This window comes from Glutamicibacter sp. MOO4 (assembly GCF_056934395.1).
Window position 1 is genome coordinate 1,505,150 of record NZ_CM167800.1, and the last position, 15,396, is coordinate 1,520,545.

A 15,396-nucleotide genomic window follows, 5' to 3' on the forward strand; every position below is an offset into this window, starting at 1 on the left:
AGATTCGGCACATCCGTTCGCGCAGCAGCTCACGCGCCACGGCCTACCTCACAGTGCGTGGTCTTTTTTGCGCTCCAATGGCGTAGGTGAACTAGTGGAAAAGCTAGAGATCGTCTTCGCCGAGTTCACCGTCGATCGGATCACGGCCACCATGCCGGTCGCCGGAAACACTCAGGTCTACGGGATTTTGCACGGCGGCGCGTCGGCAGCCCTGGCCGAAACCCTAGGTTCGATGGCTGCAGCGTTGCACGGCGCCGGGAAGACTCAACCCGTGGGGGTCGATCTGAACATCACACATCACAAGGCTGGCCGCTCCGGTTTGGTCACCGCAGTATGCACCCCGGTGCACCTAGGACGCAGAAGCACCAGCCACGAGATCGTGATCAGCAACGAGGACGGGCACGCATTGCCACCGCGCGCATCACCAACATGATGCTCCCGGTAGAAAACTAGCCCACCGCGTAGCGCGTCAGCGTGATGTCGTTGCCCAAGTCTTCAACGCTCATCGCTGAGAGTTGGGCGCGCACCGAACGCCCAAAAATGCTGGTGCCCTCGCCGAAGACCACCGGCACGGTCACTAACAACAGCTCGTCCAACACGTTCGCTTGAACAAATCCGCCTGCTAGATCCGCGCCGCCGGCAACCCACACGTCACCGGCCCCCGCGCTTCGCGCAATGTCTTGGCTCCAGAAACCGATTTCTCCGCGGATGAACGTCAGGTCGGTATCGGGCAGGGTCGGTAATTCGTGGTGGGTTAAAACCCAGACTGGGAGGTGCGCAAACATCCAGCTCATGTTCCCGTCGGCGACTTCCTTGGCGATACCCTCATAGGTTTTCCCGCCGATCACCACTGCACCAATGGTTTCAAAGAACTGATCAAAGTGCTTTTTCACGCCAGGCTGTTTGGCGAAGGTGGTGAACCAATGCGCATCGGCGCTACCGTCGGCAATAAAACCATCAACGGAGGCACCCACGTAGTACTTGAAGCTAGTCATGGCTCCAGTCTAGGGGTGCCTCCGTCGAAGGCAATATGCAGTTTTACTTCCCAGCCGATGTTGAGCGTGCTGAGCACTATCAGCGATAGTGAGCGTTTAGTGGCTTGAGGACATGCCCAAAATCGCTTCGCTAAGTTGCGGAACGATCAGCACCACGCCAAAGGCCACAATTAAGCCGGCCACGGTGAAGCAGGCATACGCGCCAGTCTTGCTAAGGCCCGTACTTTTTCCTTCGTCCCTAGCTACAGCCAGCAGGCGAACTCCGAAAGAGTAAGCGGTAACAATGAGCATCGCGGCAATCCACGTGACGATCGCAACGATCGCAAAGGCAACCCAGTCAATCATGAGTTATCAGCATCCTTCTGCGTGGCGACGAGCTTAGCTTGCGCGGCTTCAGCCTTGGCCTTGGCGCGGCGTTGCTTCTTGGTCAAAATGTTGACCGCAGCTCCGGAGTTATCGATGTCGGACATAGTCCCGTCAGAGCCGTGCGACTGCTTTCGGGAAGCGAACCAGATGGTCAGCATCGCGCCAACTCCAAGGATAGTGACGATAACCAGACCTGGGGTGCCAAAGTGTACGATCCAGGCTGCCAGACCGCCGACGATCGCGGCTGCCGGCAAGGTGAAGAGCCAGCCCAAGGCAATACGGCCGGCGGTGCCCCAACGGACCTCGCCGCCCTTGCGGCCCAAACCGGAACCGATAACCGACCCGGAAGCGACCTGAGTGGTCGACAGGGCAAAGCCCAAGTGCGAGGAAGCCAGGATGGCTGAAGCAGTGGAGACCTCTGCGGCGAAGCCCTGTGCAGGCTTCACGTCGGTCAGTCCCGAACCCATGGTCTGGATAATGCGCCAGCCACCGGTGTACGTTCCCAACGCGATCGCCAGAGCACAAGCGGTAACCACCCAAAGGTGTACGCCTGATCCTGAATCCTGCAAGCCGGAGGCCACCAGGGTCAGGGTGATGATGCCCATGGTCTTCTGCGCATCGTTGGTACCGTGCGACAGCGCGACCAACGAGGAGGAGAAAATCTGCCCATAGCGGAAGCCGCCACGTTTAGGCGAGGCACCGTTTTGGCGCTTGGTGATGGCGTAAGCCAGCTTCGTGCACAGGTACGCGGAGACACCGGCAATCACTGGGGCGCAGAGCGCAGGCAGCAAAACCTTGGAGAGCAGCACGCCGTAGTTCACCGAAGCCACGCCAGCACCGACAATAGCGGCACCAACCAGTCCGCCGAACAACGCGTGCGACGAGCTCGATGGCAGACCCAGCAGCCAAGTGAGCAGGTTCCAAATCACCGCACCCATCAGTCCAGCAAAAATCATTGCTGGCCCGATGGCTACACCTGTGGAGGGGTCTTCGTTAATGATGCCGCCAGAAATTGTCTTAGCTACCTCGGTGGAGAGGAAAGCACCGACAAGGTTCAAAATTGCGGCGAGGGCAACGGCCTTCTTAGGGGAAATTGCACCGGTTGCGATCGGGGTGGCCATCGCATTGGCCGTGTCATGAAATCCATTGGTGAAGTCAAAAAACAACGCCAAGGCAATGACTAGGACGACGATCAGCGTCAAATCCATTTAGTACCAGCCTGAGAGGTCGAACGGCAAGGGAAAGTGTACGGGCTTCGAACAAGCTAATCTGCGAAATATTTTTAGGCATGCAGGACTTGGTTCTTGGCGCAGTTTCAATCTTAGGCGTACTGAGCGGTTCGTCAATCTAGGAAGTCAACTAACGGGCGGCTAATTTTTTAATAACTTGCCGTGCTCAGTAAGCACTATTGCTCGTTGGATAGGCACAACAGCTAGCCGTCGCATGAAAATGTGCACCAAAACACACGGCGTTTTGGTGCACATCCACAGATTCTACCAACGAGCAGTTCGTACTTACTTGACCTGATCGACGACGGTTTCGGCAACCTGGCGCATGCTCAGGCGGCGATCCATCGAAGTCTTCTGGATCCAGCGGAATGCTTCTGGCTCGGTCAGACCCATCTTGGTGATCAGCAAGCTCTTAGCGCGATCTACCAGCTTGCGAGTCTCAAACTGCTCAGCGAGGTTGCTGACTTCCTCTTCCAAGGCGCGCAGCTCGTCATTACGAGAAATAGCGATCTCGATGGCCGGAGTCAGATCGGCAGGGGTAAATGGCTTAACCACATACGCCATGGCACCGGCTTCACGCGCGCGCTCCACCAATTCCTTTTGGCTGAACGCGGTGAGCAGTACTACCGGGGCGATGCGTTCCTTCACGATCGCCTCAGCGGCGGTGATGCCGTCCATGACTGGCATCTTCACGTCCATCAGAACCAGATCGGGCTTCAATTCACGAGCCTTCTCCAATGCGGTCTGTCCGTTATCTGCCTCAGCAACAACGTCATAACCCTCGGAGCGTAGGATCTCGACGATATCGAGGCGGATGAGGGTTTCGTCCTCGGCTACAACCACACGACGCGGGGTGGATTGCACCTCGGATGGAATTCGGGTGACTTCGGGTAGTTCGCTCATTGGCGCCTTCCTCCATGATCAAAAAATCCTGCCCGTGCGGTGGAGGGCAGTTAGATGGTTTCCGTCAGCGAAGCTACGTTGCCTCGGTTTCACATATAAGCCTACTTGCATGTACTGTAGTTCACGCGATGACGCGAGGTTCCCGATTAGGAAATCTGGAAAACCTCTAGTAAACTAGTCAAAGTGCCAGCCCAAGTGGCGGAATCGGTAGACGCGCCGCACTCAAAATGCGGTATCGAAAGATGTGTGGGTTCGAGTCCCACCTTGGGCACCAAAGATAGGCCGCTGGTCCGGAATAATATTCCGGACCAGCGGTTTTTTTCTGCCCAAAATTAGGGTAGGTGTGAGCGACTGCACAAAGTTGAATTTTGCACCGCCAACACAAAAAAGTTCCGCCCCTGCCCACCCGAAGGTGAACAGAAGCGGAACTTTTAAGGCATCAGCGTAAAAGCTAGATGCTAGAGGGACTCAGGAGTTGAAACATTCTCCGGTGCCCATGGTCCAACCTTTTCGCGGGCAGGCATTGGCTTGCCGTCGACCAGCTGTCCAGCGTCTGCCAGATCGCCGATCTTGTGTACGCGAATCGAGTTGGTCGAGCCGGCCTGTCCCGGAGGGGAACCGGCAGCAATGCAGACAACGTCGTTGACCTCGGCCAAACCTTCGCTAAGCAGCGCTTCGTCCACCTGAGCAGTCATCTTGTCCGTGTGGTCAGCGTAGGCAACCAAACGTGCCTGAACGCCCCACATCAGGGTCATGATGTTGTAGGTCTGCTGCAACGGGGTGAAAGCCAAAACCGGCTTCTTTGGGCGCAGTCGCGAAAGACGACGTGCCGAGTCACCGGACTGGGTGAACGCAACGATGTACTTTGCGTCAACCTGATCGGCGATCTCCACAGCAGCACGGGTAATAGCGCCACCGGTGGTCTTAGGCTGAGAACCCAAGCGTGGGATACGATCCAGACCATGCTCTTCGGTGGAAGAGATGATGCGCGACATGGTTTCCACGGTTTCGACCGGGTAAGCACCAACCGAGGTCTCCCCCGAAAGCATGACAGCGTCGGCACCGTCAAGCACGGCGTTAGCGCAGTCAGATGCTTCAGCGCGGGTAGGAGTTGGCGACTCAATCATCGACTCAAGCACCTGGGTAGCAACGATCACTGGCTTAGCCCAGCGACGAGCCAATTCAACGGCGCGCTTCTGCACCAGTGGAACTTCTTCCAGTGGCAGTTCTACACCCAAGTCTCCGCGGGCGACCATGATGGAGTCAAAAGCGTCGACGATTTCTTCAAGGGCAGCCACAGCCTGTGGCTTCTCGATCTTCGCGATCACTGGGACGCGACGACCTTCTTCGTCCATAATTTCATGCACGCGCGAAATGTCTTCGGCGTTGCGCACGAAGGACAGTGCAACCATGTCGATGCCGGCACGCAGTGCCCAGCGCAGGTCGTCCTCATCCTTTTCACTCAGTGCAGGAACGTTCACTGCAACGCCTGGCAGGTTGATGCCCTTGTTATTGGACACTTCGCCGCCGACGACTACCTCGGAATGCACGGAGGTTGCATCGACCGAGATGGCCTTGAGCTTTACCTTGCCATCGTTGATGAGCAGGAAGTCCCCTGCCTTCACGTCGTTTGGCAGACCTTTGAAGGTGGTCGAGCACAGGTTACGGGTGCCTTCCACGTCATCAATGGTGATGGTGAATTCTTCGCCCGCCTCCAGGATGTACTTCGCGTCACCCTTAAAGCGCCCCAAGCGGATCTTAGGACCCTGCAGGTCGGCAAAAACACCGACCGCGCGGCCGATCTCAGCCGCTGCGTTACGCACGTTCGCCAACGATTGTGCGTGCATGGAGTGATCTCCATGGCTCATGTTTAAGCGCGCGACGTCTACGCCCGCATTTAGTACCGCTACAGTGTTTTCGTAGCTTGCTAGGGCTGGACCCCAGGTTGCTACAATCTTTGCGCGTCTCATTCCGTCAGCCAAATGCCTTTCTTGTCCACACAGGCAAAATGCGGCCCATCCACAATCGGATGCGCCGCATTTAAGCCTACGTCACTCAAATGATGCTGATGGCCCTATCGGTTGGAGCTACCGGTGCTGGAAGAATTGTCGAGCCCATGAGGAATTTATCGACCGAGGCGGCGCAAGCGCGACCTTCAGCGATAGCCCACACGATCAGCGACTGTCCCCGACCGGCATCTCCGGCGACGAACACCGATTCGGTATTCGTCATGTAGTAGCCATCTCGGGCGACGTTGCCCCGGTTGTCGAATTCGATACTGACCTGTTCGTCCAGTCCGGAAGCTTCCGGACCGGTGAACCCGAGGGCAAGCAGAACCAAATCAGCTTTGATTACGCGTTCGGTTCCAGACTTCGGGAGGCGCTTGCCAGCAACAAATTCTGTCTCTGCAACTGTAACACCGATCACCTTATTCTGCTTAGTTCCCTCACCGGCGACAAAGTTCACAGTGGAAGCCAAATAGGTGCGCTCGCCACCTTCTTCGTGCGATGACTGCACTTCAAAGAGCACCGGCATGGTCGGCCAAGGGTGCAGTTCGCTACGCTCGGTGCCCGGCTGCTTGCCGATCGCCAAGGTCGTCACGCTGGCAGCGCCCTGACGCAGAGCGGTACCGATACAGTCCGAACCTGTGTCACCACCACCAAGGACAACAACATGCTTGCCCTTGGCGTCGATGGTGCGCACGCTGGAGGTACCAGCAACCACACGGTTGTTCTCGGTGAGGAACTCCATGGCGTGGTGCACGCCGTCGAGCTGGTTTCCTTCGATGGGCAGTTCACGCGGAACGGTCGCACCGGTGGCGACAATCACCGCGTCGTAGTCACGACGCAGCTGCTCCCAGGTGATGTCCTTACCGATTTCGATGCCGGTGCGGAAGATCGTACCTTCATCACGCATCTGATCCAGGCGCAGGTCGATCACCTGCTTTTCCAGCTTGAAGTCTGGGATACCAAAGCGCAGCAGACCGCCGATGGCTTCGTCGCGCTCGTACACGGCAACCGTGTGACCTGCGCGGGTCAGCTGCTGGGCAGCGGCCAGACCGGCTGGGCCCGAACCAACAATGGCGACACGGTGTTCGGTGTGGCGAGCTGGTGGCTGCGGTACAAAGTCGCCCTGGTCCATCAGGTGACCTGCAAGTTCAGCCTCAACCTGCTTGATTGTCACCGCTGGCTGGTTGATTCCCAGCACGCAGGATGACTCACAAGGGGCCGGGCACAGCTTACCGGTGAGTTCCGGGAAGTTGTTGGTGGAAAGCAGTCGAGCTGCCGCCTCATCCTTACGACCACGGTAGGTCAGATCGTTGAACTCTGGAATCAGGTTGCCCAGTGGGCAGCCCTGATGGCAGAACGGGATGCCGCAGTCCATGCAACGGGAAGCCTGCTGCTGCAGGGTCCCGTCTTTCTGGCGTTCAACAACCTCTTTGTAGTCCATCAATCGCACCGGTACCGGGCGCTTGGGTTGGGTGACACGCTCGGTCACCTTCAGGAATCCGCGTGGATCAGCCACGGGTCACCTCCAAAATCTTGTTCCATACCTGTGGCGAATCTGGGTTCTGCCCGTTGGCTTCCGCGTCACTACGCACCTGCTGTACCGCAGCAAAGTCGCGCGGGGTGATGCTGGTGATGCGGGTACGGGTGTCTTCCCAATTCAGCACCAGGCGCTGCGCCAGTGGCGAAGCAGTGTGTGCGATGTGCTCGGTGAGCAATTGGTGAATGCGCTGTGCTTCGGCATCGGAAATCGGGTTGATCAACAGATCCCCCTGGCTTGCGGCCAATGGGTTGATCTTGTCCGTATCAAAGTCCACAACCCATGCCACACCGCCGGAGAAGCCAGCACCAAAGTTACGTCCGGTGTCCCCCAAGATCAGCACTTCACCGCCGGTCATGTACTCACAACCGTGTTCGCCAATGCCTTCGGTGACGATGCTCGCCCCGGAGTTACGCACCGCGAAGCGTTCGCCGACCATACCGTTGATGAACATCGAACCACTGGTGGCGCCGTAACCAACCACGTTACCGGCGATCACCTGCTGCTCAGGAGCCGAAATGGTGCTCGTTGGTGGGTGGATGACGATCTTGCCGCCCGACAGGCCCTTGCCAACGTAGTCGTTCGCGTCGCCATCCAGGCTCAGCGTAATACCCGCTGGCAGGAAGGCGCCGAGTGACTGACCGGCTCGTCCTGCGAGGTTCACCGTGATGGTGTCCTCGTCCAAGATCTCCAGTGCGAAGGTCTTGGTGACATGGTGGCCAAGCAGGGTTCCCACCGAACGGTCGGTGTTTACGATGTCCGCATCGATGGTTACCGGAATGCGATCGGCTAGTGCCGGAGCGGCAGCAGCCAACAAACGCTGATCCAGGTGCTTATCCAAACCGTGGTCCTGGCTGATGCGGCGACGACGCGCAGCAACTTCTACCGCTGGTTCGTGGGTGATGGCATCCAGCGCCAACCCGGTCACCTTGCGGTGCGCACCAACCTGGGCAGCGTCAGTTTCGAGCAGTTCAACGCGACCGATCACTTCGTCCAGGGTGCGTGCACCCAAGGAAGCGAGCAGTTCGCGGACCTCTTGAGCGATGAACTCGAAGAAGTTCACCACAAATTCGGCCTTGCCACTGAAGCGTTCACGCAGCACAGGGTTCTGCGTGGCCACGCCCACAGGGCAGGTGTCCAAGTGGCAGACGCGCATCATGATGCAGCCCGAAACCACCAGCGGTGCGGTCGCAAAGCCGAACTCCTCGGCACCCAATAGGGCGCCGATCAGTACGTCGCGGCCGGTCTTCAGCTGGCCGTCAACCTGCACGGTGACGCGGTCACGCAAACCGTTGAGGATCAGCGTCTGCTGAGCTTCAGCCAGGCCGAGCTCCCACGGGGTGCCCGCGTGCTTCAGTGAGTTCATCGGTGAGGCACCGGTGCCGCCGTCGTGCCCGGAAATCAGCACTACGTCGGCCTTGGCCTTGGCTACACCGGCAGCCACGGTACCGATACCGGACTCGGAGACCAGCTTCACGTGCACACGCGCGCTCGGATTGGAGCACTTTGCATCGTGGATCAGCTGCGCCAAGTCCTCAATCGAGTAGATGTCGTGGTGCGGAGGCGGGGAAATCAGCCCAACACCCGGGGTGGAGTGACGAGTCTTAGCCACCCAAGGGTACAGCTTCTGGCTCATCAGCTGGCCACCCTCGCCTGGCTTGGCGCCCTGAGCCATCTTGATCTGGATGTCATCGGCGTTGGTCAGGTACAAGCTGGTGACGCCGAAGCGGCCCGAGGCGATCTGCTTGACCGCACTGCGACGCTCAGGATCAAGCAGACGCTCCGGATCCTCGCCGCCTTCACCGGTGTTGGACTTGCCGCCCAGCCGGTTCATGGCGATCGCCAGCGTCTCGTGTGCCTCGGCGGAGATCGAGCCGTAGCTCATCGCACCGGTGGCAAAACGCTTAACAATTTCGGAGACCGGCTCCACCTGATCGATGTCGATCGGGGTGATGCCTTCGGTCTTCAGCTTCATCAGACCGCGCAGGGTCTTGAGCTGTGCGGCCTGATCGTCCACAGCCTTGGTGTACTCCTTGAACACGTCGTAGCGACGGGTGCGGGTGGAGTGCTGCAGGCGGAAGACGGTCTGTGGGTCAAAGAGGTGTGGCGGGCCGGAGCGGCGCCACTGGTACTCGCCACCGGTTTCCAACTCATTGGCCTGCGAGCTGCCGTCGAGTTCTGGGTAGGCACGAGCGTGGCGTTCAGCAGCCTCGGCGGCCACCACATCCAGTTCGATGCCAGAAAGCTTGGTGGTGGTACCGGTGAAGTACTGGTCAACCACGCGCTGGGAGAGGCCGACCGCCTCGAAGGTCTGGGCGCCGCAGTAGCTGGAGACCGTGGAAATGCCCATTTTGGACATGATCTTTAGTACGCCCTTGCCCAGGGCCTTCATCAAGTTGGAGCTGGCGGTAGCGCCGTCAATGCCGGGCAGTTCGCCTTCTTCAGCCATCTGCTCGACCGATTCCAAAGCCAGGTATGGGTTGATCGCGGCGGCGCCGTAACCGATCAATACCGCAATATGGTGCACTTCGCGGGCGTCGCCGGATTCGATGATCAGCGACGCACGGGTGCGGTTGGAGCTCTTGAGCAGGTGGTGGTGGACGGCGCTGGTCAGCAACAGCGATGGGATCGGCGCCCAGGCAGCCGACGAATCACGGTCCGAGAGCACGATGTAGCGCACTCCACGGTTGACCGCAGCGGAGACCTTTTCGCAGATTTCCTGCAGGCGCGCGCGCAGTTCAGACTCGCCACCGGCCGGGCGGTACAGGCCACGGACCTTCAGCGACAGCTTGGAACCCTTGGCATCGCGCAAGTTTACGATCTTGGCCAACTGGTCGTTGGTCAATACCGGGTAGTCCAGTGCGATCTGCGACTGCGGCACCTTATCCAGGCTCAGCAGGTTGCCATCTGGGCCGATGGTGGTGTGCATGGAGGTGACCAACTCTTCGCGGATGGCATCCAGCGGTGGATTGGTGACCTGTGCGAAGGACTGGGTGAAGTAGTCAAAGAGCAGGCGCGCGCGATCGGCCAGTGCAGCAATGGGCGTATCAGTTCCCATGGCGGCCAGCGGCTCAGCGCCGGTGGTGGCCATCGGCGCCAAAAGCACGCGTAGCTCTTCGGTGGTGTAACCGAAGGTGAGCTGGCGCAGCAGCACCGAGGCCGAGTTGTGGCGTACGTGTTCCAGATCCGGGAAGTCCGCAAGGGTCTTCAGGTTTTGCGAAACCCATTCACGCCATGGCTTGGAGGCGGCAACCTCGGCCTTGATTTCGGAGTCTTCAACGATGCGGCCGGCATTCAAATCCACGGCGAACATCTTGCCCGGAGCCACACGGCCCTTGGACACAATGTGCTCTTCGGCAACGTCGATCACGCCGACCTCACTGGCAAGCACTACCAAATCATCGTCGGTAACCCACCAGCGAGCCGGGCGCAGACCGTTACGGTCCAGCACCGCTCCGGCCATCTGGCCGTCGGTGAAGCAAACGGCTGCCGGACCATCCCAAGGCTCGATGAGCATCGAGTGGTACTGGTAGAAGGCGCGCAGATCGGCGTCCATCTGGGTGTCGTTTTCCCACGGCTGCGGGATCATCATCATGATCGCTTCGGTGACGTTGCGTCCCGAAAGCATCAGCATTTCAGCGACCTCGTCGAAGGAAGCGGAGTCCGATGCACCTGGGGTGCAGATCGGGAACAGCTCTTCGGGGACCTCGCCGAGCAATTCGGATTCCAGTGTTGACTGGCGGGCGCGCATCCAGTTGCGGTTGCCCTTAACCGTGTTGATCTCGCCATTGTGCGCGATGGTGCGGAAGGGCTGAGCCAGCGGCCACGATGGGAAGGTGTTGGTCGAGAAGCGTGAGTGCACGATCGCGCAACGGCTGGCGAAGTCGGTGTTCGACAGATCCGGGTAAAACGGTTCAAGCTGCGCGGTAGAAACCATGCCCTTGTACACGATGGACTGCGCGGAGAACGAAGCGAAGTAGATGCCCATCTTGTTGTGCGCACGACGACGGATGCGCCAGGCGGCGGCGTCTAGTTCGCGGCTGCTCAGCGCTGGTGCACCGGTCGGACCGGCGACAAAGAACTGAGTGATGTATGGCATGACCTTGCGTGCTGAGGCGCCGAGCACGGAGGAGTCAACTGGCACTTCGCGCCAGCCGAGCACCGAAAGGTTTTCTTCAGCGGCCAGCGTTTCCAGCTCGGACTGAGCAAATTCGCGCTCTTTGGTCTCGGCAGGAAGGAAGCCCATACCTACGGCGTAGGCGCCGGCAGATGGGAGCGCGAAGTTGGTGGCGCTGCGCAAAAATGCGTCGGGCATATGTAGCAGGATGCCTGCACCGTCGCCGGTGCCTTCGTCGGCGCCGATAGCGCCACGGTGTTCCAAGCGGCGCAGTGCCGTGAGTGCGTGGGCGACGATCTCGTGGCTGGATTCGTTCTTCAGCGACGCGATCATTGCCAAACCGCAAGCGTCTTTTTCGGCGGCAGGATCGTATAGACCCTGTGCGCTAGGCATTGCAGAGAAGCGTGTATATGGCGAGAGGACGTTCTCGCCGGAGCCTGGCGAGGCGTTCAGTGGGACTCCGGTCATGCTCATGAGCGTGCCTTTCTGTGGTTCATGCAGGATGGGCGCGCCGAACCCTTTGCTCATGAGGATAATTCCTTAAAAGGGCGACCGGCCGCCTTGATGTTTCATCGAACTGGAACTCGTCGACAACGCGCAGCGGGGTATGCTGGCACATCGAGATTCCAGAGAGGAACATATCCCACCTCATTGTGGTGCTGCATCGCAGGTCCGCTCCAGGGGGTTGAGGGCCCACTACGATGCCAACATCACACGTTACGCAATTTTTGTTTCTCAAGTGCGACCGTTTGTGTTTCGAAAATGTTAAAAACTAGGGTGTACGCCACACTTTTCGGCCCGGTTGCAAAGCCGATCGGGAGCCGAAAACCCGTTGTTGTCTACCGTTTTTCGGGTATCGGCAATGTTTCGAACATGTTGCCGAGCCTTATCGCGGGCCCGGGCAAATTTGGCTCTAACTTTTTTGCTAGATTTCGCCATACTTCACGCTTCGCGCGTCATGAAACCATTGGTCGAAGTTCAGTGGCGCCAAACGGTATGGCAATGGCCGGCAAGAGTATGTGCTTGCCGGCCACTCAATGGCACCTATTGATGCCCGACGAACCAAATGCCCTAGGCAGTGCGACTACTGCGGGTCCTTGCCCAGGTGCTTCGGCTCTTGAGCTACTTCGGTTGTTGCTGCCGGTGGTTCTTCGCCGGCTACATCTTGGTCTTGCGCCACTTCTGCCTTCGGTTCGCGGCCTGGCAGGAAGAACGGGTTAACGTTTTGTCCACGCAGCTTGGCCAGCACAAGGCTGAGCGCGATGGCACCGGCGATCACCAAAGCGATCGCCAACCACTGATGAACACGAAGTCCCAAAGGCCCAATGTGAATAATTTCGGCCGGATCCAACCGCAGGGATTCGGTGAAGGTGCGTCCGATGCCGTACCAAATCATGTAGCAGCAGAACAATGCGCCACGACGCAGCTTAAACTTTCGATCCAGCGCGATGAGCACCAACGCGCCGGCCACGTTCCACAGCGACTCGTACAAAAAAGTCGGGTGGAACAGTGTGTCCGCGGGCAGTCCTGCAGGGAAGTTGTAGCTGTTCGGGTCGATCTGTAGTCCCCATGGAAGGGTGGTTGGTGAACCAAAAAGTTCTTGGTTAAACCAGTTGCCCCAGCGTCCGATTCCTTGGGCGATGAGCAGGCCCGGAGCTGCCGCGTCGGCAAAAGCGGAAAGGCGCACACCGGTTCGTCGACAGCCGATCCACGCACCGAGGGCGCCGAGTGATACCGCACCCATAATGCCTAGTCCGCCGAGCCAGAGCTGCGGGATTTCGGCCAAGTGCGCTTGTTGCTCGCCCAACCCGAAGTAGTACATCGGGTCGGTGATCAGCACGTGGTACAGCCGGCCGCCCACGATGCCGAAGGGGATCGCCCAGATGGCAATGTCCCAGAGCATATCGGAGTTGCCACCACGGGCCTGCATGCGCTTATTGGTCAGCCACAGGGCGACAAGAATGCCCAGCAAAATGCATAGCGCGTAGGCGTGAATGGTCAGCGGCCCGATGCTGAACTTAGAAAACTCCGCCGGTGGCGAGGGGATGGAAGCTGGCACCGCTAGTGCCAGCTGTGCAGCGAAGGACATTAGGCTCGACCACTTAACTGTGCAGCGAGTTCTCCTACCGCAGCTACTCCCCCGTCGCGCAGAGCGGCAACCAAGGCGGTACCGACAATCACGCCGTCCGCGTAGGCGCCGATCTGTTCAACGTGCTCGCGGCGCGAAACGCCCAAGCCAACACAGGCGTTTTCTGCGCCGGCCTTGTGCGCTGCCTCGACTACCGCTTGGGCGGCCGAAGAGACCGAGGAGCGAGCGCCGGTGACGCCCATCAGCGATACGCAGTAAACAAAGCCGCTGGACGCGTCAACGGTGCGCTGCACGCGGGCTTCGGTGGACGACGGTGCGATCAAGAAGACGCGCTCCAGATCGTACTTGGTGCTCGCTTCAATCCATTCAGTGGCCTCGTCGGGAACCAGATCCGGGGTAATGAGTCCCGCGCCGCCAGCTTCGGCAAAACGACGGGAAAATTCGTCCACGCCCAAACGCAATACCGGATTCCAGTAGGTCATGACCATCACTGCGACGTCGGTACGTTCGGTAATGCCACGCACGATGTCAAAAATCTGCGACACCTTAAAACCATTGGCCAAAGCATGCACGGTCGCTTCCTGAATGACCTGGCCATCCATCACCGGATCGGAGTAGGGAATGCCGATCTCGATAATATCCACGCCATTTTCGGCCAGTGCGACGGCAGCATCAATGCTGGTCTGCACATCGGGGAAGCCAGCTGGCAGGTAACCGATCAGGGCTGGTCGGCCCTCGGCACGGGCAGCGGCGATCTTCGCGGCACTCATCACGCGGGTCATTTACTTCTCCTCAGAGTTCTGCGAGCCGGAGTTCTGTGCGCCGGAGTTCTGCGAATTGGCAGCGTTGATTTCAGCTTCAGCGTCTTTTTCGTCGATCATGTTGAACCACGCTGCAGCGGTGCCCACGTCCTTATCGCCGCGACCAGAGAGGTTCGCGATGATGATGGTTTCTTCGGGGACCACACCTTCAGCCACCTTGCGCTGCGCCAGGCGGATGGTTCCGGCCAGTGCGTGGGCGGATTCGATCGCCGGCAAAATGCCTTCGGCGCGGCATAGCGCCTTAAACGCGTCCATCGCTTCGGTGTCGGTGACCGGCTCGTAGCTCACCCGTCCGATGTCAGAGAGATAGGCGTGTTCGGGGCCAACACCTGGGTAGTCCAGACCGGCCGAGATGGAGTGGGACTCAACGGTCTGCCCATCTTCGTCCTGCATCAAATACGACTTGGCGCCGTGCAGCACGCCGGGACGACCCAGGGTGATGGTGGCAGCGTGGCGATCGGTATCCACCCCGTCGCCGCCGGCTTCAAAACCGTAGATTTCGACGCTCGGGTCATCAAGGAACCCGTGGAAGATGCCGATCGCATTGGAGCCGCCACCGATACATGCGGTGACCGCGTCCGGCAGGCGCCCGGTCTGAGCCAGGATCTGCTCACGTGCCTCGTCGCCGATGACCTCGTGGAAGTAGCGAACCATCGCCGGGAAGGGCGCTCCACCAGCGGCCGTACCCAACAGGTAGTGGGTGTTCTCCACGTTAGCTACCCAGTCGCGCAATGCTTCATTGATCGCGTCTTTCAGCGTCTGGCTGCCCACGGTCACCGGGATAACGGTGGCACCCAGTAGGCGCATGCGGGCGACATTTAGTGCCTGACGACGGGTGTCCTCAGCGCCCATGTAGACCACACATTCGAGTCCCATCAGCGCTGCCGCGGTGGCCGAGGCGACACCGTGCTGACCCGCACCGGTTTCAGCGATGATGCGGGTCTTGCCCATGCGCTTGGCTAGCAGTGCCTGGCCGAGCACGTTGTTAATTTTGTGGCTACCGGTGTGGTTCAGGTCCTCACGCTTGAGGAAGATCCGCACGCCGCCGCAGTACTGCTCGGAGAAGCGCTTGGCTTCGGTGAGCAGGGAAGGTCGACCGGAGTAGTTCTTGTTGAGGTCTTTGACCTCCGCGATGAACTCAGGGTCCTTTTTGGCGGCTTCAAAAGTCTCGTTCAGTTCGTCCATGGCGGCCATCAAGGACTCGGGCATCCATCGGCCACCATAGGCTCCAAAATAAGGGCCACTGGCGTGCCTGAGCGACTGTGCATCGATTGACTGGCCTTGCGCGGAATTCTCCGGGGTGCTCATCGATTCCCTCTTTTCTTGAACG

At 59.2% G+C, this 15,396-nt stretch carries 11 protein-coding genes and 1 tRNA gene; 2 read left to right on the forward strand and 10 right to left on the reverse strand.

Annotated features, from left to right (window positions below; all coding sequences use genetic code 11):
- Window positions 1-94 precede the first annotated feature (94 nt).
- Window positions 95-433, forward strand: coding sequence for a hotdog fold thioesterase (locus tag AC1Z3F_RS06975; RefSeq protein WP_483566853.1), 339 nt, complete (start codon window positions 95-97; stop codon window positions 431-433).
- Between the two features lie 16 nt (window positions 434-449).
- Here AC1Z3F_RS06975 and AC1Z3F_RS06980 read toward each other — a convergent pair whose 3' ends face one another.
- The 4 genes from AC1Z3F_RS06980 to AC1Z3F_RS06995 form a co-directional block, all read right to left on the reverse strand.
- Window positions 450-995 carry a dihydrofolate reductase family protein gene (locus AC1Z3F_RS06980; RefSeq protein WP_131088453.1) on the reverse strand — a complete coding sequence of 182 codons (546 nt, stop codon included), beginning with the start codon at window positions 993-995 and terminating at the stop codon, window positions 450-452.
- A 96-nt stretch (window positions 996-1,091) separates the two neighbouring features.
- Window positions 1,092-1,340: a hypothetical protein gene (locus AC1Z3F_RS06985; protein WP_131088454.1), complete on the reverse strand. Its 249-nt coding sequence runs from the start codon at window positions 1,338-1,340 to the stop codon at window positions 1,092-1,094.
- Window positions 1,337-2,569 carry an inorganic phosphate transporter gene (locus AC1Z3F_RS06990; RefSeq protein WP_131088455.1) on the reverse strand — a complete coding sequence of 411 codons (1,233 nt, stop codon included), beginning with the start codon at window positions 2,567-2,569 and terminating at the stop codon, window positions 1,337-1,339. The genes AC1Z3F_RS06985 and AC1Z3F_RS06990 overlap by 4 nt, the downstream gene beginning before the upstream one ends.
- 306 nt (window positions 2,570-2,875) lie before the next feature.
- The gene (locus tag AC1Z3F_RS06995) at window positions 2,876-3,493 is read right to left on the reverse strand and encodes an ANTAR domain-containing response regulator (protein WP_131088456.1); all 618 of its coding nucleotides are present in this window, start codon (window positions 3,491-3,493) and stop codon (window positions 2,876-2,878) included.
- A gap of 189 nt (window positions 3,494-3,682) precedes the next feature.
- Between AC1Z3F_RS06995 and AC1Z3F_RS07000 the strand changes: the two genes are divergently transcribed.
- A tRNA-Leu gene (locus AC1Z3F_RS07000) sits at window positions 3,683-3,767 on the forward strand.
- Window positions 3,768-3,951: 184 nt separating this feature from the next.
- On the opposite strand, the gene pyk is transcribed toward AC1Z3F_RS07000, so the two are convergent.
- The 6 genes from pyk to trpB all read right to left on the reverse strand — a co-directional run bounded on the left by pyk (window position 3,952) and on the right by trpB (window position 15,374).
- Window positions 3,952-5,463, reverse strand: a complete 1,512-nt coding sequence (gene pyk, locus AC1Z3F_RS07005) for a pyruvate kinase (RefSeq protein WP_131088457.1) — start codon at window positions 5,461-5,463, stop codon at window positions 3,952-3,954.
- 85 nt (window positions 5,464-5,548) lie between these two features.
- Window positions 5,549-7,018 (reverse strand): glutamate synthase subunit beta, encoded by a 1,470-nt coding sequence (locus AC1Z3F_RS07010; RefSeq protein WP_131088458.1) that lies wholly within the window; start codon window positions 7,016-7,018, stop codon window positions 5,549-5,551.
- Complete coding sequence (gene gltB / locus AC1Z3F_RS07015) at window positions 7,011-11,630, reverse strand: glutamate synthase large subunit (RefSeq protein WP_483566941.1); 4,620 nt, start codon at window positions 11,628-11,630, stop codon at window positions 7,011-7,013. The genes AC1Z3F_RS07010 and gltB overlap by 8 nt, the downstream gene beginning before the upstream one ends.
- 610 nt (window positions 11,631-12,240) lie before the next feature.
- Window positions 12,241-13,245, reverse strand: a complete 1,005-nt coding sequence (gene lgt, locus AC1Z3F_RS07020; RefSeq protein ID WP_131088459.1) for a prolipoprotein diacylglyceryl transferase — start codon at window positions 13,243-13,245, stop codon at window positions 12,241-12,243.
- Entirely contained in the window at window positions 13,245-14,027 is a 783-nt protein-coding gene (gene trpA / locus AC1Z3F_RS07025; protein ID WP_483566854.1) for a tryptophan synthase subunit alpha, read from the reverse strand. Before trpA ends, lgt begins: the two co-directional genes overlap by 1 nt.
- The gene (gene trpB / locus AC1Z3F_RS07030) at window positions 14,028-15,374 is read right to left on the reverse strand and encodes a tryptophan synthase subunit beta (RefSeq protein ID WP_483566855.1); all 1,347 of its coding nucleotides are present in this window, start codon (window positions 15,372-15,374) and stop codon (window positions 14,028-14,030) included.
- Between the last annotated feature and the right edge of the window lie 22 nt (window positions 15,375-15,396).

What these genes read in the sequence shown, in the direction of transcription:
- AC1Z3F_RS06985 (WP_131088454.1), bottom strand. Translation starts at nt 1,340, where the DNA reads ATGATTGACTGGGTTGCCTTTGCGATCGTTGCGATCGTCACGTGGATT.
- trpB (WP_483566855.1), bottom strand. Translation starts at nt 15,374, where the DNA reads ATGAGCACCCCGGAGAATTCCGCGCAAGGCCAGTCAATCGATGCACAG.
- AC1Z3F_RS06990 (WP_131088455.1), bottom strand. Translation starts at nt 2,569, where the DNA reads ATGGATTTGACGCTGATCGTCGTCCTAGTCATTGCCTTGGCGTTGTTT.
- pyk (WP_131088457.1), bottom strand. Translation starts at nt 5,463, where the DNA reads ATGAGACGCGCAAAGATTGTAGCAACCTGGGGTCCAGCCCTAGCAAGC.
- trpA (WP_483566854.1), bottom strand. Translation starts at nt 14,027, where the DNA reads ATGACCCGCGTGATGAGTGCCGCGAAGATCGCCGCTGCCCGTGCCGAG.
- lgt (WP_131088459.1), bottom strand. Translation starts at nt 13,245, where the DNA reads ATGTCCTTCGCTGCACAGCTGGCACTAGCGGTGCCAGCTTCCATCCCC.
- gltB (WP_483566941.1), bottom strand. Translation starts at nt 11,630, where the DNA reads ATGAGCATGACCGGAGTCCCACTGAACGCCTCGCCAGGCTCCGGCGAG.
- AC1Z3F_RS06995 (WP_131088456.1), bottom strand. Translation starts at nt 3,493, where the DNA reads ATGAGCGAACTACCCGAAGTCACCCGAATTCCATCCGAGGTGCAATCC.
- AC1Z3F_RS06980 (WP_131088453.1), bottom strand. Translation starts at nt 995, where the DNA reads ATGACTAGCTTCAAGTACTACGTGGGTGCCTCCGTTGATGGTTTTATT.